Source organism: Nonomuraea sp. NPDC001684 (assembly GCF_053596515.1).
The window spans coordinates 30,090-55,490 of the sequence record NZ_JBSFGJ010000018.1 but is presented as its reverse complement, the minus strand read 5'-3'; the positions used below and the strand labels follow the sequence as shown (position 1 = coordinate 55,490).

Here is a 25,401-nt window from a genome sequence, read left to right as displayed (position 1 = left end):
TCCCCGGCTGATTCACGTACTGCCCCGGAAAGCAGAATGTGGAGGCCCGGTTTACCGGTGCCTCCACATGTGTGCGGTGTGTCCGAGGGGGGACTTGAACCCCCATGCCCATCACTGGGCACTAGCACCTCAAGCTAGCGCGTCTGCCTATTCCGCCACCCGGACTTGGTGCCTGCACGCGGGACGTCATCTCGCGTCGGCTCCGTAAGGTTAGCAAACTCTGGGGGGTGAGTCATACCAAGTATCGGCACAGGGGAGAGGCGCCGACTCTTCGGCGGCCCGCCGGCGGACCCGCCGGACCGTCCTGATGACCCTCCCAGGTGTCTTCCGTGAAGCGGACCAGCGTGTCCTTGGCCTTTTTCGGGGTCTCTGCTGAAAAGCCCTTGCGGCAACTTTGGGTGCTGCTACGGTTACGGATCGTTGAGGGGTGAGTCCACGGACCGGCCTCACGACGTGAGGCCGGTTCCGGAAGCTGGGAGGTCACGTGGCACGCACGAAGGTCGGGCAGTCGAGGGCGTCGTCCCTCGCTGTGCGCCGCGTGCCCACGACGCTCCCGGAGCAGGACACGACCGCCGAGCGGGCCGACCGGATGGCGCGGTTCGCGGCCGGTGCCCGCAGGGTTGTCGTGCGGGCAGTCACGATGGGCGCCCTCGTGGCGGCCGGATGGCTGCTCGCCGTCGTGTTCGGAGCCATGTCCGCCGCTCCGGCGGCCGCGGATGCCACCGCGGCCACCACAGGAGCCGCCGACGCGGCCCCCGCTCCCCTTTCGGTCCCCGGCTACCTCTCGGCGTCGGACAACGCCGAGGCGATGGCCGGCCGCACCGTGGACGGTCTCAACAGCCAGCAGGATCCTGGTCTGCCACCACCATCCTCCGCCGGAAAGATCTTGGACACCGATGGACTGGTGCCCAACGGTGGTGGCAGCGGCCCGTTCGGGCCCGGTATGGGGGATGTCGCGAGGTCCGGTGTCGACCCGCGGCTGCAGTACCAGTCCGCCGTCATGGCGCGTGTGCTGCCCCCCGTCGTCCGCACAGCGGCGGACGACCCTTCCTTCTCACCTGACTGATCCCGCCATTTCCACACGCCCCGGACGTCCCGTCCGGAGAGCGACGGCGGAGCGTGGTCAGATCCCCTCCGCCGGCGGGTGAGACGTCAGTCAACCTGTTCGCGAATCCGAGGTCACCGTTGTGTGCGACCTCGCACGGCCTCGGCTGCCCGCGAACCGTTTCAGGTATCCCCCCAAGAACCACTAGGAGCATTCACCATGCGTACGTGGGCTAGAGCATCTACTCCTGCGGCCCTTCTGGCGGTCGCGGTCATGTCGTTCGGCAGCGGTGCGGCCTTCGCCGACACCTCGGGCAACTCCTCCGTCGGCGGCGGCAACCAGGTCAACCTGCCGATCAACCTGCCCATCGACATCAGCGGCAACGCCGTCGGGGCGGCCGGCCAGTCGTCCGCCGGGTCCCACGGCGGCGCCTCGGTCGAGAACGCCGGCCCGAGCGACATCCCCAACCGCACCTCGGGAAACTCCAGCGTGCTGGGCGGCAACCAGGTCAACGCGCCGATCACCGCGCCGCTGAACGCCTGCGGCAACGCGGTCTCCCTGTTCGGCAAGTCGGACGCGGGCTGCCGGGGCGGCGCGACCGTCCACAACAAGGGCAAGGGCGGCGCCGGGGGCAACCAGACCTCGGGCGACTCCAGCCTCATCGGCGGGAACCAGCTCACGGCGCCGATCACGGCTCCGATCAACGCCTGCGGCAACGCGCTGGCCATCTTCGGCGACGCGACCGCGGGCTGCAAGGGCGGCGCCTCCGTGCACAACAGCGGCGTCGGCAACGCGGGCGGCAACCGCACGTCCGGGCGCTCGTCCGCGCTGGGCGGCAACCAGGTGATCGCGCCGGTCAACGGGCCGATCAACATCTGCGGGAACGCGGTTGCGGTGTTCGGGCGGGCGTTCGCGGGCTGCCAGGGCGGCGCCAGCGTCACCAACTCGGGCGGCGGCGGCTGGCTGCACCACATGGCCGCGCCGGGCTCCACGGGCAACGACACCGACGGGCGTTACGGCGCCGGCAGCGGCAACCAGGTGATCGCCCCCGTCAACCTGCCCATCACGGCCTGCGGCAACGCCGTCGGCAACGCGGTGGCCAACTGCCGGGGCGGCGCGACGGTGCTGAACACCCGCGCCGGTTCCGGGGCGGGCGGCAACACGACGTCCGGGCGTTCGGGCGTGCTGAGCGGCAACCAGGTGATCGCGCCGATCACGGCTCCGCTCAACGTGTGCGGCAACGCGGTGGCCGCCTTCGGCAAGGCGTTCGCCGGGTGCCGGGGCGTCGTCTCGGTCAAGAACGGCGGCCGGGGCGCCGGCGGCAACCACACCTCCGGGCAGTCGGGCGTCGGGGCGGGCAACCAGGTGATCGCGCCCATCACGGCTCCGCTCAACGTCTGCGGCAACGCGGCCGCGGTGCTCGGCGCCTCCAACGCCCACTGCAAGGGCGGCGCGGCCGTCTGGCCGCACAACGGTGTGGGCGGCGGCGGCAACTCGACCTCCGGGCGTTCGGGCGTGCTGAGCGGCAACCAGGTGATCGCGCCGATCACGGCTCCGGTCAACGTCTGCGGCAACGCCGTGGCCGTGCTGGGCGACGCCGCGGCGGGCTGCCTGGGCGGCGCGCACGTCGGCAAGCCGGGCTACCCGGGCGGCGGCTACAACCAGTTCCTGCGGTCCACCGGCCACCAGGCCGCGGCCAAGAGCGGGCTGCTGCCCGCGGTGCCCGCCGTCCCGGCGCTCAACGGTGTCAACGGCACCGGCGCCGTGCCCGGTCTGCCCGACGTCGGCGGCCTGCCGAAGGCGGGCGGCCTGCCGGTTCCCGGCAACGTGACGCAGCAGCTGGAGGGCTCGGGCCTGCCGGTCGGCGGCGGCCTGTCCTCGCTGCCGCTCGTGGACGACGCGTCCAAGACCCTGGGCCTGCCCGCCCTGCCCGAGCTGCCCGGCCTTCCCGGCCAGGCGCAGGCTCCGGTGCAGGGTCCGGCGCAGGCCAGGCCCGGCGAGGTGGACATGCCGGCCAAGTCCTGGGAGAAGCGGGTGCCCGTCCGGCCCGGCAAGCGTCACATGGCCGACAGGACCGACCACGTGCGCAGGGCGCCGGCCCGCCCCTCTTCGCCGCTCTCCCCGGCCACCGACCTGCTCTCCTCCACCCCGGTCGGCGGCGCCGTGACCTCGGCCACCGGCGGCCTGCCGGTCGGCAACCTGGGCCTGATGAGCGCCGCCCAGCCCGCCGGTCTCACCGGGATGAACTCCAGCTCGCTGCTCGCGCTGCTGCTCGGCTCGATGTTCGCCGCGTCGGCCACGCTGTTCGCGACCGCCCGCCGGTTCCGGTTCGGCCGTAAGTAGATATACGGCATAGGTCGGTAACCGCAGATACCGCTACCGCTCCACCGCCTGGGAGCGGTAGGCGATAGATGCTTTGCCCGTTCCGGGGGCGCGGCCCGGAGCGGGCAAAGCCATGTCCAGGCTCAGAGCGTGCTGCGGACACGGATGACCTTGCGTCGCAGCCGTACGTGCCGGCTCCCGTCGGGGTGCACCCGCACCCGCGCGAGCTCCCACTGGCCGTACTCTGCGTGTTCGGTCAGCAGTTGACGTGCGGCTTCGCGAGTGAGGTCGCGCGGAATGAAGATATCCATGTAGGAGTAGTCGAGCACAACGATTAGTCTCCAGGGTGAGTCAGGGCGCCATGCCGCTCGATGGGGCTTATTCTGCGTGCTTGTGGGTGGACCCGGAAGCTAGTGGGTAGCCCGGGGGAAGGAAATTTCCGCGAGTCGGGTTACCTTTCAGATCTATGCCGACTCCCGGCAGGGGGATTGCAAGCGAACAGTGAGGTAGGAAGCAGCGTGCCAGCCAAGAACGGCAGCTCCGGCGGAACACGCCTGGTGATCGTCGAGTCGCCCGCCAAGGCGAAGACGATCGAGAAATACCTCGGCGCCGGCTACACGGTCGAGTCCAGCATCGGCCACATCCGTGACCTGCCGGAGCGGGCCGACGACATCCCCGAGGCCTTCAAGAAGGAGTCCTGGGCGCGCCTTGGCGTGAACGTCGAGCACGAGTTCGAGCCGCTGTACGTCGTCAACCCCGACAAAAAGGCGCAGGTCAGCAAGCTGCGGCAGCTGTTGAAGGGTGCTGACGAACTCTACCTGGCCACTGACGAGGACCGGGAGGGCGAGGCGATCGCCTGGCACCTGCGCGAGGTGCTCAAGCCGACCGTGCCCGTCCACCGCATGGTGTTCCACGAGATCACGCCGCAGGCGATCCGCGACGCCGTCGCGAACCCGCGCGACCTCAACCTCCGCCTGGTCGACGCCCAGGAGACCCGCCGCATCCTCGACCGGCTCTACGGTTACGAGGTCAGCCCGGTCCTGTGGAAGAAGGTCAAGCCGCGGCTGTCGGCCGGCCGGGTGCAGTCGGTGGCGACGCGGCTGGTGGTGGAGCGCGAGCGGGAGCGCATGGCGTTCACCTCCGCCCACTACTGGGACCTGCAGGCGTTGTTCGACTCGGGCAAGCCCGAGGAGCGGCCGCGTGACTTCACCGCGACGCTGACCTCGGTAGGCGGCAAGAGGGTGGCCCAGGGGCGCGACTTCGCCAGCACCGGGCAGCTCAAGACGGCCGACGTGCTGCACCTGTCCGAGGCCGCCGCCGGTGAGCTGGCCGGCCGGCTCCAGGGCACGTCGTTCTCGGTCAAGTCCGTCGAGCGCAAGCCGTACACGCGCAAGCCGTACGCGCCGTTCCGGACGACCACATTGCAGCAGGAGGCCAGCCGGAAGCTGGGCTTCTCCGCCAAGTACACGATGCAGGTCGCCCAGCGGCTGTACGAGCAGGGTTTCATCACCTACATGCGTACCGACAGCATCACGCTGTCGGAGACCGCGATCGCCGCCGCCCGCTCGCAGGCCATCAAGCTCTACGGCGCCGCGTACGTGCCTGACAAGCCGCGCGTCTACACCAGCAAGGTCAAGAGCGCGCAGGAGGCCCACGAGGCGATCCGGCCCTCCGGCGAGGAGTTCCGCACGCCGGGCGAGACCGGGCTGTCCGGCGACATGTTCCGCCTGTACGAGCTGATCTGGCAGCGCACCGTCTCCTCGCAGATGAAGGACGCGGTCGGCGAGTCGATCAGCGTCAAGGTCGGCGGCCGTTCGGCTTCCGGCGAAGACGTCGAGTTCAGCGCCTCGGGCCGGACGATCACCTTCTACGGGTTCCTCAAGGCGTACGTGGAGGGGGCCGACGACCCCTCGACCGACCGCGACGACTCCGAGAAGCGGCTGCCCAACCTGGCCGAGGGCGACGCGCTGACCGTGTCGCGGCTCGACGTGGCCGCCCACTCCACCAAGCCGCCCGCCCGCTACACCGAGGCCTCGCTGGTCAAGGAGATGGAAGACCGCGAGATCGGGCGGCCCTCGACGTACGCGTCGATCATCGGCACGATCCTCGACCGCGGCTACGTGTTCAAGAAGGGCACCGCGCTGGTGCCGTCCTTCCTGGCCTTCGCCGTGGTCAACCTGCTTGAGCAGCATTTCGGCAACCTGGTCGACTACGACTTCACGGCCGAGATGGAGAAGGTGCTCGACGACATCGCCAACGACCGCGCCGAGCGGGTGCCCGAGCTGCAGCGTTTCTACTACGGCGCGGGCGACGGCGACGAGGGCCTGAAGGAGATGGTCACCGACCTCGGTGACATCGACGCCAAGGAGATCAGCTCGTTCCCGATCAAGGGGACGGACATCGTCCTGCGAGTCGGGCGTTACGGGCCGTACCTGGACAGAGACGGCGCGCGGGTCAACGTGCCCGAGGACACCACGCCCGACGAGCTGACGGCGGAGAAGGCCGAGGAGCTGTTCTCGCGGCCGACCGGCGACCGCGAGCTGGGGCGCGACCCCGTGAGCGGCCACATGATCGTGGCCAAGGACGGCCGTTACGGGCCGTACGTGACGGAGATCCTGCCCGAGCCGGCTGAGGACGAGACGCCGAAGAAGCGGACGAAGAAGGCAGACGCCCCCAAGCCGCGCACCAGCTCCCTGTTCAAGACGATGTCGCTCGACACGATCACCCTCGACGACGCGCTCAAGCTGCTGGCCATCCCCCGGGTGGTGGGCGAGCTCGACGGCGAGGAGGTCGTGGCGCACAACGGGAAGTTCGGGCCGTACATCAAGAAGGGCACCGATTCCCGCTCGCTCACCTCGGAAGAGGACCTGCTGACGGTCACGATCGAGCAGGCCAAGGAGCTGTTCGCGCAGCCCAAGCAGCGCGGGCGGCGGGCCGCGGCGGCGGCGCCGCTGCGGGAGCTGGGCGACGATCCAGCGTCGAAGAAGCCGGTCGTGGTCAAGGAGGGGCGTTTCGGCCCCTACGTGACCGACGGCGAGACGAACGCGTCGCTGCGCAAGGGCGACACGGTCGAGGACATCACCATCGAACGGGCCGCCGAGCTGCTGGCCGAGCGCCGCGATCGGGCGCCCGCGCCGAAAAAGACCACGCGCAAGGCCCCGGCGAAGAAGACGACCGCGAAGAAGCCGGCGGCCAAATCGTAAGTAGCATCGACGTGTGATCGTGCTGGTCTTCGTCGCTCTCGTCGTGGTGGCGCACCTTTATCTGTGGCATCGGATGGTGCGCTCCGCGACCCGCCCCGGGCGCGCCCGCAAGGCGCTGACCTGGGGCCTGGTCGGGCTCGTCCTGCTCGTGGTGGCCGCGTTCGCGGGCACGCGGATGGAGCTGGGCAACTGGCTGGCCTGGCCGGGCTACCTGTGGGTGGCGCTGATGTTCTACCTCGTGGTGTTCCTGCTGGTGCTGGAGGTGCCGCGGGCCGTCGCTTCGATGATCATCCGCAGGGGCGAGCGCGGGTCGGTGGCGGTCAAGGAGCCGGTTCCGGTCGCGGCGGTGGCGTCCGCCGCCCCGCCGTCCGGGCCCGCCACTGAGCCTGCCACTGTGCCCCCCGCTGTGCCTGTTCCCCCTACCGTGCCGCCCATGAGCAGGCGGCTCTTCCTGGGGCGCACCACCGCGGTGGTGGCCGGGGTCGGCGCGCTCGGCACGGTCGGTTACGGCATGACCAGCGCTCTGGGCGACCCGGTGCTGGAGCCGGTGCGGGTCCGGCTGCCCAAGCTCGACCCGAGGCTGAACGGCCTGCGCTTCGCCGTGGTGAGCGACATCCACCTGGGCCCGCTCACGGGCGTCGGCCACACCGAGCGCATCGTCAGGATGATCAACGGCCTGCGTCCCGACGTGGTGGCCATCGTCGGCGACCTGGTGGACGGGTCCGTGGCTCAGTTGGGCGCCCTCGCCAAGCCCCTCAAAAGCCTTGAGTCCCGCTACGGGGCATATTTCGTGACCGGTAACCACGAGTACTACACCCAGAACGGCCCCCAGGAATGGATCGAGGAGCTCGACCAGCTCGGCGTTCGCTCGTTGCGTAACGAGCGCGTGGAGATCAGCCACCAGGGCGCCGTACTCGACCTGGCCGGGGTGAACGACCTCAACGGCGAGGCCGTCGGCGACGGGCCCGACTTCGCCAAGGCGCTCGGCGGACGGACGCCCGGGCGCTCCACCGTGCTGCTCGCCCACCAGCCCGTACAGGTGGACCAGGCGGCCGGATTCGGCGTCGACCTGCAGCTGTCGGGGCACACGCACGGCGGCCAGATCGCGCCGTTCAACCTGGTGGTGGGCCTGCAGCAGCCCGTCGTGTCGGGGCTGGCCACGGTCGACGGCGTGCAGGTGTACGTCACCAGGGGCGCGGGGTTCTGGGGGCCGCCGGTACGGGTCGGCGCGCCGCCGGAGATCACTATGCTGGAGCTGCGCTCCTGACTTTGCGCGACGCGGTCGCCACGTGGTGTCATCTTGGCGTAGTATCCGACCGGATACTCGCAGGAGGTGAGCATGGTGTCCTCCCCGGCCGAAGGGGCGTTGCGTCAGGCGGCTTCGCTCGCGCCCGACGTCGCTTTCTGGGCCAGGCGCGGCGGGCTGCTGTTCAGGCAGGCGCGCCACGCGGCGAGCATGAACCAGAAGGCGCTGGCCAGCAGGAGCGGCACCTCGCGCACCACGCTGTCGGCCTACGAGCACGGCAGGAAGTCGCCGACGCTGGAGACCGCCGGGCGCATCCTCGACGCGGCCGGGTTCCGGCTGGCCCTTGAGCCCAAGGTCGAGTTCGCCGTGCAATCGGCGGGCGGGCGCAGCTTCCACGTCCCGAGCCGCCTGCGGCGGCTGCCGGTGGCCGCGGCGCTGGGCGTCCTGCGGTTCGGCGGCCGGGTCTACGACCTGGCCGACCGCGGCCAGCGCCGGGCGGCCTACTCGGCGCTGCTGAGCGAGGGCGGCCCCGCCGACCTGCTCGACCACGTCGACGGCGCGCTGCTGGTCGAGCTCTGGGGCGAGCTGGCCCTGCCGGCCGCCGTCCGCGCCGCCTGGATGCCTCTGGTGGAGCAGATCAGGCAAGAGGCCGGAGTAATGAAATGACGACGTTTTCGACGGCCTATTCCATGCGGGTAACCTGCACGCCGACCCGCGAACGTAATACCCTCAGCCACGGACAAGCGGGTAATTCCGCGTTGTCTCCTGCCTTCCCATGTCCGGCCGACACCTGGATACGCTGAAATCATGACTGCCCCTAGGCGCGCTGCACATGTGCTGGCCCATGCGCCGTTCCGCCGTCTCTGGACGGCCATGTCGGTGTGCAGTCTGGGCGACTGGCTCAACATCCTGGCCCTGACCGCCCTCGCCGGAAACCTCAACCAGGGCGACTACCGCATGCAGTCGCTGGCCGTGGGCGGCGTGTTCATCGCCAAGATGTTGCCCGCGGTGCTGCTCGGGCCGCTGGCCGGGGTGTTCGCCGACCGGTTCGACCGGCGGCTGACCATGTTCACCGCAGACCTGGCCAGGTTCGCGGTCGTGTTGTCGATCCCGGTCATCGGCACCTACCAGTGGGTGATCGTCGCGACCGTCCTGGTCGAGTGCGTCAACCTGTTCTGGGTCCCGGCCAAGGACGCCACGGTGCCCAACCTGGTGCCCAAGGACCAGCTCGAATCCGCCAACCGGCTCAACCTGCTGGTCACCTACGGCAGCGCGCCGGTCGCGGCCCTGCTGTTCGCCGCGCTGTCCCTGGCCGGCGACATGGGGCGCAGCGTCCTGCCGCTGCTCAACGGCATGGACCCGACCGCTCCGGCGCTGATCGTCAACTCCCTGGCCTACCTGGTGTCGGCCTTCCTGATCTTCACGTTGCGCGGCATCCCCAAGCGCGACGGCGCGATCTCGACGCCCTCGGTGCTCAAGCAGGTCGTCGAGGGCTGGCGCTTCGTGGGCGGCAACCGGCTCGTGCGCGGCCTGATCATCGGCATGCTCGGCGCGTTCGCCGCGGGCGGGGCCGTGGTCGGCGTGGCGAAGATCTACGTGGTGGCCCTCGGCGGCGGCGACGCGGCCTACGGCGTCGTGTTCGGCGCGGTCTTCGTCGGCATGGCGCTGGGCATGTTCGTCGGCCTCAGGCTGCTGCGCGGGCTGTCGCGGCGGCGGCTGTTCGGCCTGGCCATCACCGTGGCCGGGGTGGTGCTCGTGGCCATCGCGCTGATCCACAACCTGCCGATCGTCGTCATGCTGACCGTGCTGCTCGGGGCGTGCGCGGGCATCGCGTGGATCATCGGCTACACCCTGATCGGGCTGGAGGTCGAAGACGCGCTGCGCGGGCGCACGTTCTCGTTCCTGCAGTCCACGGCGCGGGTCACCCTGCTGCTCGTGGTGGCGGTGGCCAACCCGCTGGCGGCGCTCTTCGGCGCCCACGAGTTCGGCCTCGGCGCCATCGCCTACCGCTTCGACGGCACCAACCTGGTGCTGGTCATCGGCGGCGGCCTCGCGATGGCCGTCGGGATCCTGGCGCTGCGCCACATGGACGACAGGCAGGGCGTCTCGCTGTCGGCCGACCTTCTCGCGGCGGTGCGCGGCGAGCGTTACCCCGCCGAGCCGGCCGAGCACGTGCCGGGGCTGTTCATGGCGTTCGAGGGCGGCGAGGGTTCGGGCAAGACCACCCAGTCGAGGCTGATCGCCATCTGGCTGCGCGACCAGGGCTACGACGTGGTCCAGACGCGGGAGCCAGGCTCCACCAAGATCGGCATGCGGTTGCGGGCCATCCTGCTCGACGCGGCCGAGCGAGGTCTGTCGGCCCGTTCGGAGGCCCTGCTCTACGCGGCCGACCGGGCCGAGCACGTCGAGAAGGTGATCCGCCCGGCGCTCTACCGGGGCTCGCTGGTGATCAGCGACCGCTACGTCGACTCGTCCCTGGCCTACCAGGGCGCCGGCCGGGCGCTCGACCCCGAAGACGTGTCCAAGATCAACGCATGGGCGACGGGCGGTCTCGTGCCGCATCTGACCGTGCTCATCGACACGCCGCCCGAGGTGGGGCTCACCCGGCTGGGCGGGGCGGCCGACCGCATCGAGTCCGAGCCGCTGGAGTTCCACCAGCGGGTGCGCAAGGAGTTTCGCGCGCTGGCCGCCGCCGATCCCGGCCGCTACCTCGTGGTCGACGGCACGATGCCGCCCGAGGTGCTGACCCGCCAGATCCAGGACCGCATCCGCGAGATCCTGCCCGACCCGGTGCCCCGGGAGTCCGAAGACGCCACGGGCACGATGCCCGCCATCCGCGACTAGCCTTACGCCGTGACAGTTTTCGATGACCTCGTCGGGCAGGACCAGGCGATCTCCGTGCTGTCGCGGGCCGCTGCGGCGGCCGGCGAGGCCGTCAAGGGCGGTCGCGGCGCCGGCATGACGCACGCCTGGCTGTTCACCGGCCCGCCCGGCTCGGGCCGGGAGGAGGCCGCGCGCGCCTTCGCCGCCGCGCTGCTGTGCCCCGACGCCGGTTGCGGCCACTGCGACCAGTGTCACCAGGTGCTCATCGGCTCCCACCCCGACCTGGAATCCGTACGTCCTGAGGGCCTGTCCTACAGCGTCAAGCAGACCCGCGAGCTCATCCTGCGGGCCGCGGGCGCGCCCACCCAGGGTCGCTGGCGAGTCATCCTGTTCGAAGACGCCGACCGCGCCACGGAGTCGGCGGCCAACGCCCTGCTCAAGGCCATCGAGGAGCCGCCGCCGCGCACGGTCTGGCTGCTGTGCGCGCCCGCCCCCGACGACCTCATGATCACCATCAGGTCGCGCTGCCGTCAGGTCACGCTGACCACGCCGTCCACCGAGGCCGTCGCGCACGTGCTGGCCACCCGCGACAGCGTGCCATGGGAGACCGCCGCGTTCGCCGCGCGGGCCGCGCAGGGGCACATCAGCAGGGCGCGGTCACTGGCCCTCGACGAGGGCGCCCGTCACCGGCGGGAGGCCGTGCTCGGCATCCCGCGCACGCTGACCGGTGTGGGCGAGTGCGTGTCCGCCGCCGAACGCCTGGTCAAGACGGCTGAGGAAGAGGCCGCGGCGGCCACGGCGGCGCTCAACGAGAACGAGACGGCCGAGCTGCGCAAGATCTACGGCGAGGGCTCCACGGGCAAGGGGCTCAACCGGGGGCTGGTGCGCGGCGGGGCGGGCGCACTCAAGGAGCTGGAGGACCGGCAGAAGTCCCGGGCCACCCGCATCAAACGGGATTCGCTCGACGCCGCGCTGCTGGAGCTGGTGTCGTACTACCGCGACGTGCTGGCCATGCAGTTCGGGGCGGGGGTGGAGCTGGCCAACGACGACATCCGGTTCGATCTCGACCAGCTCGCCAGGTCGTCCACGCCGGAGGAGACGCTGCGGCGGATCGACGCGATCATGCGGTGCCGGGAGCGGCTGGGGGCCAACGTCAATCCGCAGATGGCGGTGGAGGCGATGATGTTGTCGCTGCGCGGGGCGGCCTGAGCTGATCCCGGCCACCGCCTGTGGTGGCTGCGCGGGCTGCTTGAGGGTTCGGCTGGGGTGGCTCGCCTTGGGGTCCTGGCCGCGGCTGCCTGCGGTTTCCGCCTTCTCGCTTGTCAGGAGGGCGAAAAGATAGCTGGGTGACCGGAGCAGCAAGTGAGCCCGCGAAGCGTCTCTGTAGCGTGGAAGTCGAACTGCTCTCCCAACAACAGGCCCTGGTGCGGCAACAGGTCGATGTGGCATCGATCTTCGCCGAGCATCATGTGGGCCTCGTGCGGCTCGCCCTGATCATGGTCGGCGATCAGGCCACCGCCGAAGACGTCGTACAGGAGGCGTTCGCGCGTACGCACGCCGGCCGGGCCCGTCTGCGGGACGCCGACAAGGCGCTGGCCTATGTGCGTTCCGCCGTGCTTAACGGGTGCCGGTCCGTCCTGCGCAGACGGGCGACGGTGTTCCGGCGGGCGGTGCCCTACGAGCCGCCGGTCTGGTCGGCGGAGAGCGCCGCGCTGCTGGGCGAGGAGCGGCGGGAGGTGCTGCTCGCCCTGCGGGAGCTGCCGCGCAGGCAGCGTGAGGCGCTGACCCTGCGCTACTACTTCGACCTGTCCGACCAGGAGGTCGCCGCGACCATGGGCGTCAACGCGAGCACGGCCAGGTCCACGATCGCGCGAGGGCTCGCCGCTCTCGGCCGGGCGCTTGGGGAGGAATCATGAACAGTCCGATGGAAGACAGGCTTCGTGCCGCGCTCGTCGAGGCCGGCGCGACCGTCGACACCGGCGCGCTCAAGCCGCTGCGCACGCCGGAGCGGCGCCGGAGCCGGGTGGACCTCCGGCTGGTGAGCGCGGCCGTGGCGGTGGTGCTCGCGGGGGCTACGACCGCCGTCTGGCTGGGCGTGCGAGGCGACGAGCACGTTGCGACGCTGGCCGGCCCCCCCGGCGGTCAGGCCGATGCGCAAGAGCTGACGATCTTCCTCTGTTCGAGGTCGGCCGGCGGGAAGGCGCCGTCCTGTCAGGGGCAGGGCGTCACGCTTGATCAGACGAAGTCGATCGACAAGGCGGCGAAGGAGGTGCCCGGCGTCACCTCGCTCATGTATGTGGACCAAGCCGAAGCCTTCGAGAGCTTCCGGCGCGACTTCGCACACAACCAGCGGCTGCTCGATGCGGTGACGGTCGACGACCTGCGTGCCTCGTTCCGGCTGCGGCTTGAGCCCGGCACGGATCCGGTGCCGGTGAAGCAGGCACTCAGCTCGCTCCCGGGGGTCGAGGACATCGACTTGGTGCCCTCCGCCGCTTCCCTTCCGTCATCCGGCACTCAGGTCAGCGTCTTCCTCTGCGGCGACGGTTCGGCGCTGCCCGCCTGCGGAGCCGAACGTGCGGCGGACGGTGACAAGATCGTGAAGGAGGGCAAGGGGGCCACGACCAGACAGAAGGCCGAGATCGTCGCACTCCTGCGCGCGTCCAAGCAGGTCAAGTCCATCGTCTACGAGGACCAGTCGACGGCGTACGAGAACTTCAAGCGCAGCTACCAGGACAACAAGGCACTGCTCGCCGCCACCAAGATCGGGGACATGCCGGAGTCGTACCGGTTGCAGATGAGGTCGGAGCGCGACGACTGGAGCGCGCTGCTGAAGGCCCTGAGACGGCAGCGGGGTGTCGCATCCGTCGTCGACCGCCGTTGTACGGTCGACGCGGCTCTGGCCATGGCCCGCTACCGGGTCTCCCTGCCGAAGGGCCAGGACTGCCGGACGGGCGGTTGATTCAAGATCGGGCCCGGTGCCCCTCACGTTCACCGGGTGGACACACGTAGTGTGGCAACGGAAGGCCGTAACAACCCCCGAGGCCGTCAGGGAGGCGAGCTCGAGCCCATGGGAATGATCATGGCCGTGAGCTTCACGCGCTACGGGAGGCTCTACTACCTCGATCCGGGCGGGCACACCTTCAAGGTCGGCGACAAGGTGCTGGTGCCGACCGATTCGGGCCCCGAGGTGGCGGAGTGTGTGTGGGCGCCGCAGTACACGAGCGAGGACATCGACGGTCTGCCCGTGTGCGAGGGGCCGGCGGGTGAGGAACACCTCTCGCGTGACGAGTCCAACAAACGCCGCAGGGCCGAGGCTCGCAGCGTGTCGAAGAAGCTGATCAAACGGCACACGCTGCCGATGAAGGTCGTCGGCATCGACTATCTCGACCAGGACAACGTCTACACCGTGTACTTCTCGGCCCCTCATCGGGTCGACTTCCGGGCCCTGGTCCGCGACCTGGCCCGTAACCTGCGGGCCAGGGTCGAGCTGCGGCAGATCGGTCCCAGGGACGAGGCGCGGCTGCAGGGCGGCATCGGTCCCTGCGGCCGTGACCTGTGCTGTGCCACGTTCCTGAAGGATTTCGAGCCCGTGTCCGTGCGCATGGCCAAAGACCAGGATCTGCCGGTCAACCCGTTGCGCATCGCGGGGGCTTGTGGGCGGCTCATGTGCTGCCTGAAGTACGAGCACCCGTTGTACGTTGAGAGCCGGTACAGGATGCCTCGCGCGGGAAGCCGGGTGAGCACGCCGCAGGGCGATGGGATCGTCACCGGGCACAACGTCCCCGCCGACACGGTGACGGTGCGCCTGGACGATGGCGGGAGGCGCTGTGCGTGCCCTTCCGCATCGGTGTGTTCGCCCCGCATCCAGCACGACACGATGTACGGCAACCAGGAGGAATCGCCCGACCGCAAGGCTTCTGCGGGTGGGGAGGACGTCTGAACGCTCATCCCGCTCTGGCCCAGGTGGCGCTCATGGGCGGCCGGTAACAGGCTGACTGCCTTCCCGAAGGCGACGGGGAGGCCGTAGGGGGTACAGCGCGAGGGGCATGGCTGCGGCGGCTCCGCGCGGCCCCTCGTACGGCCCCGGGCTCATTGATGAGGCTCGCTGTGGCAAACAGCACCAGTTCACAAACCACACCCAAAGCGCCAGCTCACAACAACCCCACCCAAAGCGCCAGCCCGCCACCGCAGTAGCTACACCGGCGCGCCGCTCGGAGCCCTGACAGCCCCACCGGAAGCGCTGACTCGCAGCCGTAGCAGCCCCAGCCAGGACGCCAGCCCGCCACCGCAGCAGCTCCATCGGAAGTGCCACTCGGAGCCGGAGTGGCCCCGTCGGAAGCGCCGATTCGCGGTTGTAAGAGTCCCACCGAGGCGCCGCTCTCGACGCCGCCACCTGAGACACCAGTCCGCCGCGGCTCCGGCCAGCAGCACCAACTCGCTGCAGTCTGAACGGTGGGCCAGGCTCGAACAGCCTCAGCGGGGCATCAGCTCACAACAGCGCCGTCTGAGCAGCCCCGCAGCCCCCTGCGAGGCGCCGACCCATCGACCCAGGCAGAATCCCAGGTCCACCTCAGGCACCCGCCACAGCAGCGCGCCCGAAGCGCCACCTTCCGGCGCCTGTCTGAGGGGGGGCAGTTTGCGAAGTCCGTTCGAAGTGCCCGAGCCAGCCATCCGCCCCGCTCGCGCCTCCGGCCTTGTCCCGCCCGCGCCTTGGCCTCGTCACGCGTCGGCCTGGCCTGGCCTCGCGTCGGCCCGGCCCGGCCTCGCCTCGCGTCGGCCTGGCCCGGCCCGCCTGGCTCGGCCTGGCTCGGCCTGGCTCGGCCTGGCTCGGCCTGGCTCGGTACGGCCTGGGTGTGCGGGGTGCCGTTCAGCCGGGGGGTGGGGTGGAGTGGGGGACAAGCCGGTCGGGTGGGAGATGCGGGGCTGGAGCGGCTGGTCGTCGTACGTTGGGTGCGTCACTTCCATGTATGACGCATTCGGCCGCAGGCTAAGGAGGCTGAGGGCCGTGCGCCCGGGGTGAGGGCCGGACTCGTTGTCCTCTGCGGTCTCGTCGTTCGCCGTGGTCATCGGAGGTGGGATCTAGATCTCTGGAGAGTCATGAAGAAGCCGGTGCAGTCGAGCGACGGCGTGCCCGCAGTGCAGGTGATGCTCTCACCTGCCAACGTCTGGCGCGCCGGGCTTGCCATGGCGGCCGTCGTCGCGGTGGCGTTCTTCGTCCGGTTCGTGATCACGGACGCGGGTGCGCTGATCGCCATGCTGGTGATGGCCTGGTTCCTCTCTCTGGCCATGGAGCCCGCCGTGCGGCGCATGTCGCGGCACATGCGCCGAGGCAGAGCGACGCTGCTGGTGATGACGTTGTTCATCCTGGCATTCGTGATCTTCATGGTCCTGTTCGGCAGCATGTTCGTGCAGCAGGTCGCGGTGCTGCTGAAGGCTCTGCCCGACGTCATCGCGGGCGTCGTCGAGTGGGTCAACGCCCGTCTCGGCACTCGTTATGAGATCTCCGACATTCTCAAGTCCATCAAACTCACCCCGCAGCAGGCGGCCGAGTACGCGCAGGGCGCGCTCGGCGGGGTGCTGGGGCTGCTGGGCACGGTGACCGGAACGCTGTTCAACCTGTTCACCCTGGCGCTGCTGACGTTCTACTTCTCGGCCGACGGGCCGAGGCTGCGGCGGTGGCTCGCGCAGTTGCTGCCCGGCCGGCTCCAGCAGGTCTTCATCAGCGTCTGGGACGTCTCCACGATCAAGACCGGTGGGTACGTCTCCTCCCGGCTCATCCTGGCCGCCATCAACGGCACGGCGTCGGCCCTGGTGTTCCGGCTGCTGGACATGCCCTCCTGGCTGGCGCTCGGTGCGTGGACAGGGCTGGTCGCCCAGCTCGTGCCCACCATCGGCACCTACATCTCCATCGCCCTGCCGGTGGTGGTGGGACTGGTCTCGTCACGTCCCTGGGTCGGTCTGGCCGCGCTGGCGTGGGGCGTCCTGTACCAGCAGGTGGAGAACCTGACGCTGGAGCCGAAGATCAGCTCGCGGGCGGTGGACATCCATCCCGGGGTGTCCTTCGCCGCCGTGATCGCGGGGGTGTCGCTGTTCGGCGCGATGGGCGCGCTGCTGGCCATCCCCATCGTGGCCATGCTGCTGTCGCTGATCGACACGTTCGCCACCCGTCAGGAGCTGCGGGAGGCCATGGCCGCCGAGTCGGCGCCGCCGAAGGGCGGAGGCGGAGGAACGCCCTCGAAGGACGGCCCCGGCTCGCCGCCGTCGAAGTGACGTGGACCGGAGCGGATCGACGATCGTTCCGGCAGGGCTGCCGAGCGGAGACGCCCCGGGCCCTCCGGCCGGTGTCACGTGCGGCGGTACGGGCGGTGGCCGGTCAGCCGCGGGGATAGCCGGGGATCTGGCGACGTTGGGTCGCGGTGCCGATCCAGTGGAAGAGGTCCAGCGCGACCGATACGGCGATCCAGAACCAGTCCGCGCCTCTCAGGCCGACGCCGGGCACGTACAGGATCACGTACATCAACGTGGTGAACGGCAGGAAGATCAGCCCGAGGAGAGGCCAGATCCACGTGTGGAAGGCGGCGCTGACCAGAGCGGGGCGCGCCACCCAGATGATGAAAACGGCAAGTCGCGGAAAGAGGCCCGCGAAGATCGCGAACAGACATCCCATGGCGGTCCACGTCCCTCCATCACGCCTTGCCGGAAGGTAGGCGAAGTGGATGGTCCCCGCCGCCGGGGCTGCTCATCCTCGACGTTGTGCATGGAAAGTCCCTGCTTCGATTTGCCGGCCCGGGTGCTGTCTGGGCGCACTGAGGGTTATTTCCGAAAAATGCACAGATTTGCCGGAGGGAAATCTTTGCCTTCTCGCGGTGGCCGCCCTATCGGGAACAGGGGATCAGAAGCATGGACGGCGGCTTGACAGGGCGATGCCGTCATATGCCGTGATGCGGCCGTTGCGGATCTTCCGCTGGGAGTCCCGGGTCATGTGGGGCTGTCCGCCCGGAGAGCCGGTCACGGACCTGTTCCCGGCGGCGGCCCGCACTGCTTTCCGGGGCGTCCGCAGCTGCTCGTCGATGCAACCGATCAGGAGGAACAAGCCCAATGAGCAACCTCATCGCGATCTCCTATCCCGACCTCTCCACCGCCATCGCCGTACGTGACCGCCTCACCGACCTGCAACGGCAGAACCTGATCACGATGGAGGACGTGGCCATCGTCGAACGCCGGGCCGACGGGACGATCAAGCTCCACCAGACCAGCGGTACGACGGGTATGGGTGCGGCCGGCGGAGCGCTGTGGGGTGGCCTGATCGGGATGTTGTTCTTCGTGCCGCTCTTCGGCATGGCGATGGGCGCCGCCACCGGAGCGGCCGCCGCAGCGATGACCGACGCCGGCGTCAACGACGAGTTCATGAGGGAAATCGCCGGCAAGCTGGAACCCGGCACCGCCGCGCTGTTCGTCCTGGTCGTGCAGAGTACGCCGGACAAGGTCATCCCGGAGATCCAGTCGTACGGCGGGCATGTCATCCAGACCTCGCTCAATCGTGAGGAGGAGGCGCAACTGCGCGAGATGATGGAGGGGATCGGCGCCCGGTGAACGGAACGCCGCACGCCGCCACGGATCTGCGGTGCGCCCGCCCCGCCTCGTTCCGCTTCGCCTCGCCTCGCCGCGTGAGCGCGGCGCGTTCGCTTCGTCGCGAGGGTGAGAGTTGAGCACCCTTTGTCCAGAGGTGGTCGGTCATCAGCAAGAGAGGTCGTCATGGGGAAGGTGCCCGATCCGGCCGACGGTCATCGGTCGCCGGCCGAAGGCGCCCACAGGGACTACACCGGTGCGGTCTACGGATCACTGCTCGCCGCCTCCGTGGTGGCGGGTGCCGCGTCGCTCGGCAGGTTCCCGCGTCTGGAGATGATCATCCTGCTGCTGGGGACCAGCGCGGTGTTCTGGGCCGCTCATGTCCACGCCCGCCTGTTCGGCGCCCGTGCGGTCTTCCAGAGCATGAGCGTGGCTGACATCCGCCGGGCCTGCGCCGAGGAGTGGCCGATCGTCACGGCGGCCGTTCCGCCGGCCGTCGCCGTGGCCGTCGGGCCGTTGCTGGGCCTCGAACCGCAGGGCACCGCCTGGCTGGCCCTCGGGGTCGCGGTGGCCGGGCAGGTCGGCTGGTCGGCCGCGGCGGCCGTGGGGATCGGCGCCTCCTCTCGCATGGTGCTGGTCACGAGCGTGATCAATCTGCTGCTCGGGCTGGTGATCGTGGTGCTGAAGGCCGCGTTCCACCATTGACCGGACGCCCGCCGGGACGGCCGCTCCGACCGCAGAGGCGGCCGGTCATCCGTGGCGACGGCCGCCATGGAGCCGGCCGCCATGGAATCGGCCGCCACGGAGGCGGGCACCACGGAGGTGGCGAGCATCATGCCGGATTCACATCGAGGTGGTCATGCGCAGGTGGATGATGTGCCGCAGCGATCCCGTCCTTGAAGGGGCCGGCGCCGGTTCGTACGGCGAAGGCGCCGCGCTCCTCGCCACCGATCAGGCTCAGCGAGCGCGACGGCGGGGCGAAGGCGCCGCCCCCGTCGCCACCGATCAAGCTCAGCGAGCGCGACGGCGGGGTGGACCGTGACCGGCCCCGCAGCCCCCGGGAGCTCGGCCGCCTTCGCGAAGAGCCCGCTGACCCCGCTGGCCCTCGCCCAGTTCATCTGCAGCTTCGCCGGCTCGAACATGAACGTGATGATCAACGACATCGGCCGGGACCTGAACACCACGGTGAAGGGCGTGCAGAGCACGATCACGCTCTTCCTGTTGATCATGGCCGTGCTGATGATCCCGTGCAGCAAGCTGACTGATCGCTGGGGACGCAAGAAGTGTTTCCTCGCGGGCCTCACCCTGTACGGGATCGGCGCTCTGACCAGCGCGTTCTCGCCCAGCCTCGCGGTGCTGATCCTCGGCAACTCGGTTCTCGAAGGGGTGGGGACCGCGTTGCTGATCCCGCCCGTCTACATTCTCGCGACGATGGCCTTCGACGATCTGCGGTCGCGGGCCCGCGCCTTCGGCCTGATCAGCGGACTGGGCGGTGTCGGCGCGGCCGCGGGCCCGCTGATCGGCGGTTTCATCGCGACGGCGATCACCTGGCGTGCCGCGTTCGTCTTCCAGGCGGTGGTGGTCACGGTGATCGTCTTTCTCAGCCGCCGGATCGCCGACCCGGTGCCGCCGGATCCGACCCGGCCCTTCGACACCGCCGGCGCGGTCCTGTCGGCCGTCGGCATGTTCTTCGTGGTGTTCGGGATCCTCCAGGCCGGCAAGAACGCCCTGCTGATGACGGCGTTCCTCGTCGTCGGAGTGGGCTTCCTGATCTGGTTCTTCCTGCACATCCGGGCCCGGGAACGCGCCGGGAAGGAGCCGTTGCTCACGACGCGCCTGTTCCGGAACCGTACGTCCGATCTCGGCCTCGTCACCCAGAACATGCAGTGGCTGGTGCTCATGGGGACGTCCTTCGTGGTCGCGGTCTTCCTGCAGAAGGTCCGCGGGTACAACGCCATCCAGACGGGTGTCGTCTTCACCGCGGCGACCGCGGGGATCCTGGTGAGCTCCCTGGCGGCGGAGCGGCTCACCAAGAAGCACGCCCAGAAGAACCTGATCTCAGCGGGTTTCGCCATGACCGTGGCCGGGATCGTCGTCCTGCTCGCCCTGGTGGAAGCGTCGTCGCGGGTCGTCGCCTTCGTGCCGGGGCTGTTGCTGATCGGGCTGGGCGTGGGCGTGATGCTCACGCCGTCGGTCAACGTCGTGCAGTCCAGTTTTCCCGAGGAACAGCAGGGCGAGATCTCCGGATTGTCGCGCAGCGTGTCCAATCTCGGCTCGTCGTTCGGCACGGCGATCGCCGGCACGATCCTCATCTCCGGGCTGGCCGAAGGGAACCGGTCCTATGCCCTCGCCATGATCGCTCTTGCGATCTTCGCCCTGGTGGGCCTGGCCGCCGCGATCCGGCTCCCCGCCGACCCCCGGTGACGCCGATCCCAAGGTGACGCCGTGACGCCGTGACGCTGTGCGCGGTCTACCAGGCGCCCGGTTCGGCACGGTCGAGTTGTTCGTCGAGGGCGACGGCCGCGGCGATGAGCGCCAGATGGGTGAACGCCTGCGGGAAGTTGCCGAGCTGCGCGCCTGACGGGCCGATCTCCTCGGCGAACAGGCCGACGTGGTTGGCGTAGGTGAGCATCTTGTCGAAGGCGTAACGGGCCTGCTGCAGCCGTCCGGCGCGGGCCAGGGCCTCGACGTAGAGGAAGCTGCACAGGTTGAACGTCCCCTCCGACCCGCGCAGGCCGTCGGGGGAGGCGGCGGGGTCGTAGCGGTAGACGAGGCTGTCGCTGACCAGCTCCTGGTCGATGGCGTCCAGGGTGCTCAGCCAGGCCGGGTCGCGGGGGGAGATGAACCCGACCCGGGGCATGAGCAGCAGCGAGGCGTCCAGCACGTCGGTGCTGTAGTGCTGGACGAAGGCCTGCCGGTCAGGGCTCCAGCCGCGGTCCATGATCTGGTTGAAGACGGCGTCCCGGACACTCATCCAGCGCACGAGGTCAGCCGGACGCGAGTGGGTGGTGGCCATCCGGATGCCGCGATCGAAGGCGACCCAGGTCATCAGCCGGCTGTAGGTGAACTCCTGACGCCCGCCACGGGTCTCCCAGATGCCCTCGTCGGGACGGTCCCAGGTGTCGGCCAGCCAGTCGAGCAGCTCGGCGAAGGACCGCCAGCCGCGGATGCCGCCGATCTCCTGGGCCTGGGCCAGGGCGTCGGCGACTTCACCGTAGATGTCGAGCTGGAGCTGATCGGAGGCGGCGTTTCCGGCCCGTACCGGCCGGGAGTGCCGGTATCCCTCCAGGTGGTCGAGCACTTCCTCGGTCAGATGGGGATCCCCGTCGATCCGGTACATGATCTGCAGCGGCTCACCGGAGGCGCGGCCGGCGAGGAGCCGTTCATGCAGCCACGTACGGAACGCCTGGGCCTCCTCGACGAAGCCGAGGCCGATCAGGGCCCGGACGGACAGGGAGGCGTCGCGGACCCAGGTGTAGCGGTAGTCCCAGTTGCGTTCGCCGCCGATCTGCTCCGGCAGCCCCATCGTGGCGGCGGCGATCGGGGCGCCGGTGGGCGCGTACGTGAGGAGTTTGAGAGTGATCGCCGACCGGTTCACCATGTCACGCCAGCGACCCCGGTACCGGGACGCGCGCAGCCAACCGTGCCAGAAGGCGCGGCAGGCCTCGAAGCTGTCGCGGATCCCGTCGGCGGTCACGGGCGGCACGGCCTGGTCGTCGCCGCTGCAGCTGGTCAGGACGATCGCCGCCGTCTGGCCGGCCTGGAGGGTGAAGTCCGCGACGATGTCCTCACCGTCCGGGCGCAGGGCGACAGGGCCGGCGGCCTGCAGGTGGAGGTTCGTGCCGGGGCCCTGGAAGACCGCCGATCCGGCGTCGCCGAGCGCGAGGGTGTGCGGTGCCCGCCCGTAGTCGAAGCGGGGACGGCAGGCGAAGACGAAGGGCAGGCTCCCGCGGACCACCCGGACGAACCGCACCAGGCGGTGCCGGCCGGAAGGGGTGCTGGAGGTGTTCGGCTCCATGAAGTCGGCGACCTCGCCGACGCCGCCGGAGGCCATGAACCGGGTGACGAGGACGGCGGTGTCGGGCAGGTAGAGCTGCCGCACGGCCGCCTCGTCGCTGCCCTCCAGGTCGGCGGCCAGCCGGCAGTGGCCTCCGCGCTCGCTGTCGAGGATGGACGCGAAGAGGCTCGGGGAGTCGAACCGGGGCGTGCACCACCAGTCGATGGTGCCGTCGCTGGAGACGAGCGCGGCGGTCTGCAGGTCTCCGATCATGCCGTGGTCCGCGATCTGCGGGTAGCCGTTCATCGATGCCTCCGTTGTTCGCCGGACATACCGGACGACTGCCTCCGGACGTGTCGACTTAGCGACCGTCACCGGGGGGACGGAGCAGCCTTTTCAGGCTAACTCCTGGTATCGCAGGAAGTCATCCAGGGTGACGAGCGCGCGCCTCGGCCCGGCGATTCGCCGGAGGGCATCCAGGGGGTGGTTTCCTGGTGCGGTGCGTGAACACCGCTCGTGGGGAGCCCCCGCCCTGCTGTCCGTGCCGGGCGTGTCGCGCTGGTGGGTCGCGCGCTGGTGGGTCGCGCGGTGGCTGCGCCGCGTCGTGGCGGGGGGCGTGGTGCCGGTGGTGCTTCTCGCCGGTGGGTGTGGCCGTCCGGAGGAGCGGGTGGTGCGGGGGCTCGGCTGGTCCGACTGTGGGGACGGCTTCGAGTGCGGGACGTTGCGGGTGCCGCTCGACCACGACCGTCCCGACGGTGAGCGGCTTGAGCTGGCGGTCGTCCGGCTGCCCGCGACGGGCGACCGGATCGGCTCGCTGGTGCTGAACCCGGGTGGGCCGGGGGCGTCCGGGGTCGAGTACGCCAGGGCCGCCCGGCTGGTGGTGGGCGAGAAGGTGCGGGAGCGGTTCGACGTCGTCGGGTTCGATCCGCGCGGGGTCGGCCGGTCGGCGCCGGTCGAGTGTCTCGACGACGAGGCTCTCGACGCGTTCGTCGCCATGGACACCACCCCCGACACCCTTGAGGAGCGAGGTGCGCTGGAGGCTGCGGCGCGGCGGTTCGCGGACGGCTGCCGGAAGCACTCGGGCCGGCTCCTGCCCCACCTGGGCACCATGGACGTGGCCCGCGACCTGGACCTGCTGCGCCAATCCCTCGGCGACCAGAAGCTGACCTATCTCGGCAAGTCGTACGGGACCTTTCTCGGGGCCGTCTATGCCGACCTGTTCCCCGGCAAGGTGCGCGCGCTCGCGCTGGACGGCGCCCTCGACCCGGCCGACTCGCGGATGCTGGTCAACACCGAGCAGGCCGTGGGGTTCGAGGAGGCGCTGCGCGCGTACGTCGAGGACTGCCTGGGCGACCGCGACTGCCCGTTCGCCGGCCGGCCGGCCGAAGAGGCGACGGACGAGGTCGGGGCCCTGATCCGCCGCGCGGACACCCAGCCCCTGGAAGGCGGCGGCCGGCGGGTCACCGAGGCGCTGGCCACCCTCGGCGCGCTGACGCCGCTCTACGACCGTGCCTCCTGGCCGGAACTGACCGAGGCGCTACGCCGGGCGCTGAACGGCGACGGCTCACTCCTGCTGCGCAACGCCGACCAGCTCGCCGGCAGGCAGGACGACGGCACCTACTCCAACCAGCTGGCGGCCAATCTGGCGGTGAACTGCGTCGACGGCCCGTATCCGGCGACGGCCGCGGCGTTCGCGGAGGATGCGGCGCAGGCGTCCAGGAAGGCGCCCCGGTTCGGGGCGTACATCGTGTGGTCGTCCCTGCCGTGTGCGTTCTGGCCGGCTCGGCCCACCTTCTCGCCGCACCGCCTGACCGCCGCCGGGGCTCCTCCGATCCTGGTCGTCGGCACGAAACGGGACCCGGCGACGCCGTACGGGTGGGCTCGGGCGCTGGCGGGTGAGCTGCGGTCCGGCGTGCTGCTGACCTACGACGGCGACGGGCACACCGCGTACGGAAACGGCTCTTCGTGTGTGGACGACGCCGTGGACCGGTATCTCGTGGAGGGGGTGCCGCCGAAGGACGGCACGATCTGTCCGGGCATCCGGTGATCGGGAGGAGCAAGAACCCTTAGATCTCCTGTAGACTCTTCCAAGCCGTACAGGCACGCCGCCTTAGCTCAGTCGGCCAGAGCACTTCACTCGTAATGAAGGGGTCTGGGGTTCGAATCCCCAAGGCGGCTCCAGTTCGAAGGCCCTCCCGGTTCGTCCAGGAGGGCCTTTTGCGTGGGCGTACAGCGGCCGGCCGAACTGACCGCCTCGGCGCACGGGGTGCCGGCCGGTTGACGGGGCCGCGGTGCCGATGCACTCTGTGAGCGCGGGGAGTACCCCTTCGCGGCGGCCTCGTCATCACGGCACAGTACACACAGGGAAGCCCTGGAAGCCCTGTCTGTACTCCCGGGGCCGTCGGTCCGCCTGAGCGGGCGGGGGAGACCTCGGGAGATGGAACGCGCCCACCGTCGTCCGGACGGTCATGATCGAACGGCGTTCCTTGAGACAACCGAATGGGATGACGAAATCCCATCTGAGACCCGCCAGGTGAGGGGAACTCGGCTTGCCAGTGTGCCACTGGTCGAGCTGAGCCCCCGCTTGCTCGACCCGAGCAGGCGGAGGAGTGCGGGTCATGCAGTTGTCGGTGTTCGTGATCGCGGCCGTTGTCGCGCTCGCGATTCCCGCCGTGGCGATGACGGTTGTGGCGATCGTCGCGCTCCGCGGCACGCGGCCGGATGAGCGGCCTGAGATCCTGCGTGCCCTCGCGGTCCTGGCGCGGGCGAATCGCGGCTCGATCTCCGAATTGGCGCAACGCAGGCGACTGCCGTCCTCCCGGGCTGCGGAGAGTGCCGGGCGGGAGCGGGCGTAGTGGCCGGTGTGCGCGGGTGGGGTCACTGTGTGTGCCGGGAGGAGGGAAGGGGACTGTAAACAGAAGGTGATTGATCGAACACCCTGAGTTGCGACATGGTGCATGAGCCCTGTTCAACGCACCCCCGGAGGGACACTCATGCTGGTTCGTCGCCTTCTGTCTGGAGCCGTCCTCGTCGTCACCGTCAGTGCGGGTCTCGTTCTGCCCGCCGCGGCTTCCGCTCCGAACCCGATGTGCATCGACGTCACCAACGACCGTGGCAACGGGGTCCGGATCTACCAGTGGGAGTGTCAGAGCGGCAACAACAATCAGAAGTTCGTGATCGACGCGGGTCAGATCAA

Annotated in this window: 21 protein-coding genes and 2 tRNA genes; 18 read left to right on the top strand and 5 right to left on the bottom strand. The window is 70.0% G+C overall.

Annotated features, from left to right (window positions below; genetic code table 11):
- Window positions 1–79: 79 nt before the first annotated feature.
- A tRNA-Leu gene (locus ACWCSD_RS06415) sits at window positions 80–165 on the bottom strand.
- A gap of 373 nt (window positions 166–538) precedes the next feature.
- Between ACWCSD_RS06415 and ACWCSD_RS06410 the strand changes: the two genes are divergently transcribed.
- The gene (locus ACWCSD_RS06410) at window positions 539–1,066 is read left to right on the top strand and encodes a hypothetical protein (RefSeq protein WP_358291479.1); all 528 of its coding nucleotides are present in this window, start codon (window positions 539–541) and stop codon (window positions 1,064–1,066) included.
- Window positions 1,067–1,264: 198 nt separating this feature from the next.
- Entirely contained in the window at window positions 1,265–3,388 is a 2,124-nt protein-coding gene (locus ACWCSD_RS06405; protein WP_449913375.1) for a chaplin family protein, read from the top strand.
- 122 nt (window positions 3,389–3,510) lie between these two features.
- On the opposite strand, the gene ACWCSD_RS06400 is transcribed toward ACWCSD_RS06405, so the two are convergent.
- Window positions 3,511–3,696, bottom strand: a complete 186-nt coding sequence (locus ACWCSD_RS06400; RefSeq protein ID WP_125641854.1) for a DUF5703 family protein — start codon at window positions 3,694–3,696, stop codon at window positions 3,511–3,513.
- A 189-nt stretch (window positions 3,697–3,885) separates the two neighbouring features.
- Here ACWCSD_RS06400 and topA point away from each other — a divergent pair, with 189 nt between their 5' ends.
- The 9 genes from topA to ACWCSD_RS06355 all read left to right on the top strand — a co-directional run bounded on the left by topA (window position 3,886) and on the right by ACWCSD_RS06355 (window position 16,909).
- Complete coding sequence (gene topA / locus ACWCSD_RS06395; RefSeq protein WP_397155353.1) at window positions 3,886–6,570, top strand: type I DNA topoisomerase; 2,685 nt, start codon at window positions 3,886–3,888, stop codon at window positions 6,568–6,570.
- A gap of 13 nt (window positions 6,571–6,583) precedes the next feature.
- Window positions 6,584–7,837: a metallophosphoesterase gene (locus tag ACWCSD_RS06390; protein WP_449913373.1), complete on the top strand. Its 1,254-nt coding sequence runs from the start codon at window positions 6,584–6,586 to the stop codon at window positions 7,835–7,837.
- Between the two features lie 72 nt (window positions 7,838–7,909).
- Window positions 7,910–8,482: a helix-turn-helix transcriptional regulator gene (locus tag ACWCSD_RS06385; protein ID WP_397155357.1), complete on the top strand. Its 573-nt coding sequence runs from the start codon at window positions 7,910–7,912 to the stop codon at window positions 8,480–8,482.
- 141 nt (window positions 8,483–8,623) lie between these two features.
- Entirely contained in the window at window positions 8,624–10,660 is a 2,037-nt protein-coding gene (gene tmk, locus ACWCSD_RS06380; protein WP_449913371.1) for a dTMP kinase, read from the top strand.
- A gap of 9 nt (window positions 10,661–10,669) precedes the next feature.
- Window positions 10,670–11,848, top strand: coding sequence for a DNA polymerase III subunit delta' (locus ACWCSD_RS06375; RefSeq protein ID WP_397155361.1), 1,179 nt, complete (start codon window positions 10,670–10,672; stop codon window positions 11,846–11,848).
- A gap of 179 nt (window positions 11,849–12,027) precedes the next feature.
- Window positions 12,028–12,555 (top strand): SigE family RNA polymerase sigma factor, encoded by a 528-nt coding sequence (locus ACWCSD_RS06370; RefSeq protein ID WP_449913369.1) that lies wholly within the window; start codon window positions 12,028–12,030, stop codon window positions 12,553–12,555.
- Window positions 12,552–13,598, top strand: a complete 1,047-nt coding sequence (locus ACWCSD_RS06365) for a permease-like cell division protein FtsX (RefSeq protein WP_449913367.1) — start codon at window positions 12,552–12,554, stop codon at window positions 13,596–13,598. The genes ACWCSD_RS06370 and ACWCSD_RS06365 overlap by 4 nt, the downstream gene beginning before the upstream one ends.
- A 120-nt stretch (window positions 13,599–13,718) precedes the next feature.
- Window positions 13,719–14,579, top strand: coding sequence for a stage 0 sporulation family protein (locus tag ACWCSD_RS06360; RefSeq protein WP_397155366.1), 861 nt, complete (start codon window positions 13,719–13,721; stop codon window positions 14,577–14,579).
- Between the two features lie 1,157 nt (window positions 14,580–15,736).
- Window positions 15,737–16,909: an AI-2E family transporter gene (locus tag ACWCSD_RS06355; protein ID WP_449913365.1), complete on the top strand. Its 1,173-nt coding sequence runs from the start codon at window positions 15,737–15,739 to the stop codon at window positions 16,907–16,909.
- 103 nt (window positions 16,910–17,012) lie between these two features.
- On the opposite strand, the gene ACWCSD_RS06350 is transcribed toward ACWCSD_RS06355, so the two are convergent.
- Window positions 17,013–17,306: a hypothetical protein gene (locus tag ACWCSD_RS06350; RefSeq protein WP_352358484.1), complete on the bottom strand. Its 294-nt coding sequence runs from the start codon at window positions 17,304–17,306 to the stop codon at window positions 17,013–17,015.
- Between the two features lie 431 nt (window positions 17,307–17,737).
- Between ACWCSD_RS06350 and ACWCSD_RS06345 the strand changes: the two genes are divergently transcribed.
- Both ACWCSD_RS06345 and ACWCSD_RS06340 read left to right on the top strand, forming a co-directional pair.
- Entirely contained in the window at window positions 17,738–18,232 is a 495-nt protein-coding gene (locus ACWCSD_RS06345) for a DUF1269 domain-containing protein (protein WP_449913363.1), read from the top strand.
- Window positions 18,233–18,394: 162 nt separating this feature from the next.
- Window positions 18,395–18,913, top strand: coding sequence for a hypothetical protein (locus ACWCSD_RS06340; RefSeq protein ID WP_364332741.1), 519 nt, complete (start codon window positions 18,395–18,397; stop codon window positions 18,911–18,913).
- A 127-nt stretch (window positions 18,914–19,040) separates the two neighbouring features.
- Here the strand turns inward: ACWCSD_RS06340 and ACWCSD_RS06335 are convergent, their stop codons facing one another.
- Entirely contained in the window at window positions 19,041–19,217 is a 177-nt protein-coding gene (locus ACWCSD_RS06335) for a hypothetical protein (protein ID WP_449913361.1), read from the bottom strand.
- Window positions 19,218–19,246: 29 nt separating this feature from the next.
- Here ACWCSD_RS06335 and ACWCSD_RS06330 point away from each other — a divergent pair, with 29 nt between their 5' ends.
- The gene (locus ACWCSD_RS06330; protein ID WP_397155373.1) at window positions 19,247–20,632 is read left to right on the top strand and encodes an MFS transporter; all 1,386 of its coding nucleotides are present in this window, start codon (window positions 19,247–19,249) and stop codon (window positions 20,630–20,632) included.
- 46 nt (window positions 20,633–20,678) lie between these two features.
- Here ACWCSD_RS06330 and ACWCSD_RS06325 read toward each other — a convergent pair whose 3' ends face one another.
- Window positions 20,679–22,511: a glycoside hydrolase family 15 protein gene (locus ACWCSD_RS06325; protein ID WP_449913358.1), complete on the bottom strand. Its 1,833-nt coding sequence runs from the start codon at window positions 22,509–22,511 to the stop codon at window positions 20,679–20,681.
- A 193-nt stretch (window positions 22,512–22,704) separates the two neighbouring features.
- Here ACWCSD_RS06325 and ACWCSD_RS06320 point away from each other — a divergent pair, with 193 nt between their 5' ends.
- The 4 genes from ACWCSD_RS06320 to ACWCSD_RS06305 all read left to right on the top strand — a co-directional run.
- A complete protein-coding gene (locus ACWCSD_RS06320) occupies window positions 22,705–24,252 on the top strand; it encodes an alpha/beta hydrolase (RefSeq protein ID WP_449913356.1) in 1,548 nt (515 codons plus the stop codon).
- A 57-nt stretch (window positions 24,253–24,309) separates the two neighbouring features.
- Window positions 24,310–24,386: transfer RNA gene (locus ACWCSD_RS06315), tRNA-Thr, on the top strand.
- 437 nt (window positions 24,387–24,823) lie between these two features.
- Complete coding sequence (locus ACWCSD_RS06310; RefSeq protein ID WP_449913355.1) at window positions 24,824–25,060, top strand: hypothetical protein; 237 nt, start codon at window positions 24,824–24,826, stop codon at window positions 25,058–25,060.
- Between the two features lie 138 nt (window positions 25,061–25,198).
- The coding region (locus tag ACWCSD_RS06305) for a hypothetical protein (RefSeq protein ID WP_449913353.1) at window positions 25,199–25,401 on the top strand (203 nt) is incomplete at its 3' end.

Coding starts and splice junctions, on each gene's coding strand:
- ACWCSD_RS06405 (WP_449913375.1), top strand. CDS start 1,265: ATGCGTACGTGGGCTAGAGCATCTACTCCTGCGGCCCTTCTGGCGGTC.
- ACWCSD_RS06385 (WP_397155357.1), top strand. CDS start 7,910: ATGGTGTCCTCCCCGGCCGAAGGGGCGTTGCGTCAGGCGGCTTCGCTC.
- tmk (WP_449913371.1), top strand. CDS start 8,624: ATGACTGCCCCTAGGCGCGCTGCACATGTGCTGGCCCATGCGCCGTTC.
- ACWCSD_RS06365 (WP_449913367.1), top strand. CDS start 12,552: ATGAACAGTCCGATGGAAGACAGGCTTCGTGCCGCGCTCGTCGAGGCC.
- ACWCSD_RS06360 (WP_397155366.1), top strand. CDS start 13,719: ATGGCCGTGAGCTTCACGCGCTACGGGAGGCTCTACTACCTCGATCCG.
- ACWCSD_RS06355 (WP_449913365.1), top strand. CDS start 15,737: ATGAAGAAGCCGGTGCAGTCGAGCGACGGCGTGCCCGCAGTGCAGGTG.
- ACWCSD_RS06350 (WP_352358484.1), bottom strand. CDS start 17,306: ATGGGATGTCTGTTCGCGATCTTCGCGGGCCTCTTTCCGCGACTTGCC.
- ACWCSD_RS06345 (WP_449913363.1), top strand. CDS start 17,738: ATGAGCAACCTCATCGCGATCTCCTATCCCGACCTCTCCACCGCCATC.
- ACWCSD_RS06340 (WP_364332741.1), top strand. CDS start 18,395: ATGGGGAAGGTGCCCGATCCGGCCGACGGTCATCGGTCGCCGGCCGAA.
- ACWCSD_RS06325 (WP_449913358.1), bottom strand. CDS start 22,511: ATGAACGGCTACCCGCAGATCGCGGACCACGGCATGATCGGAGACCTG.
- ACWCSD_RS06310 (WP_449913355.1), top strand. CDS start 24,824: ATGCAGTTGTCGGTGTTCGTGATCGCGGCCGTTGTCGCGCTCGCGATT.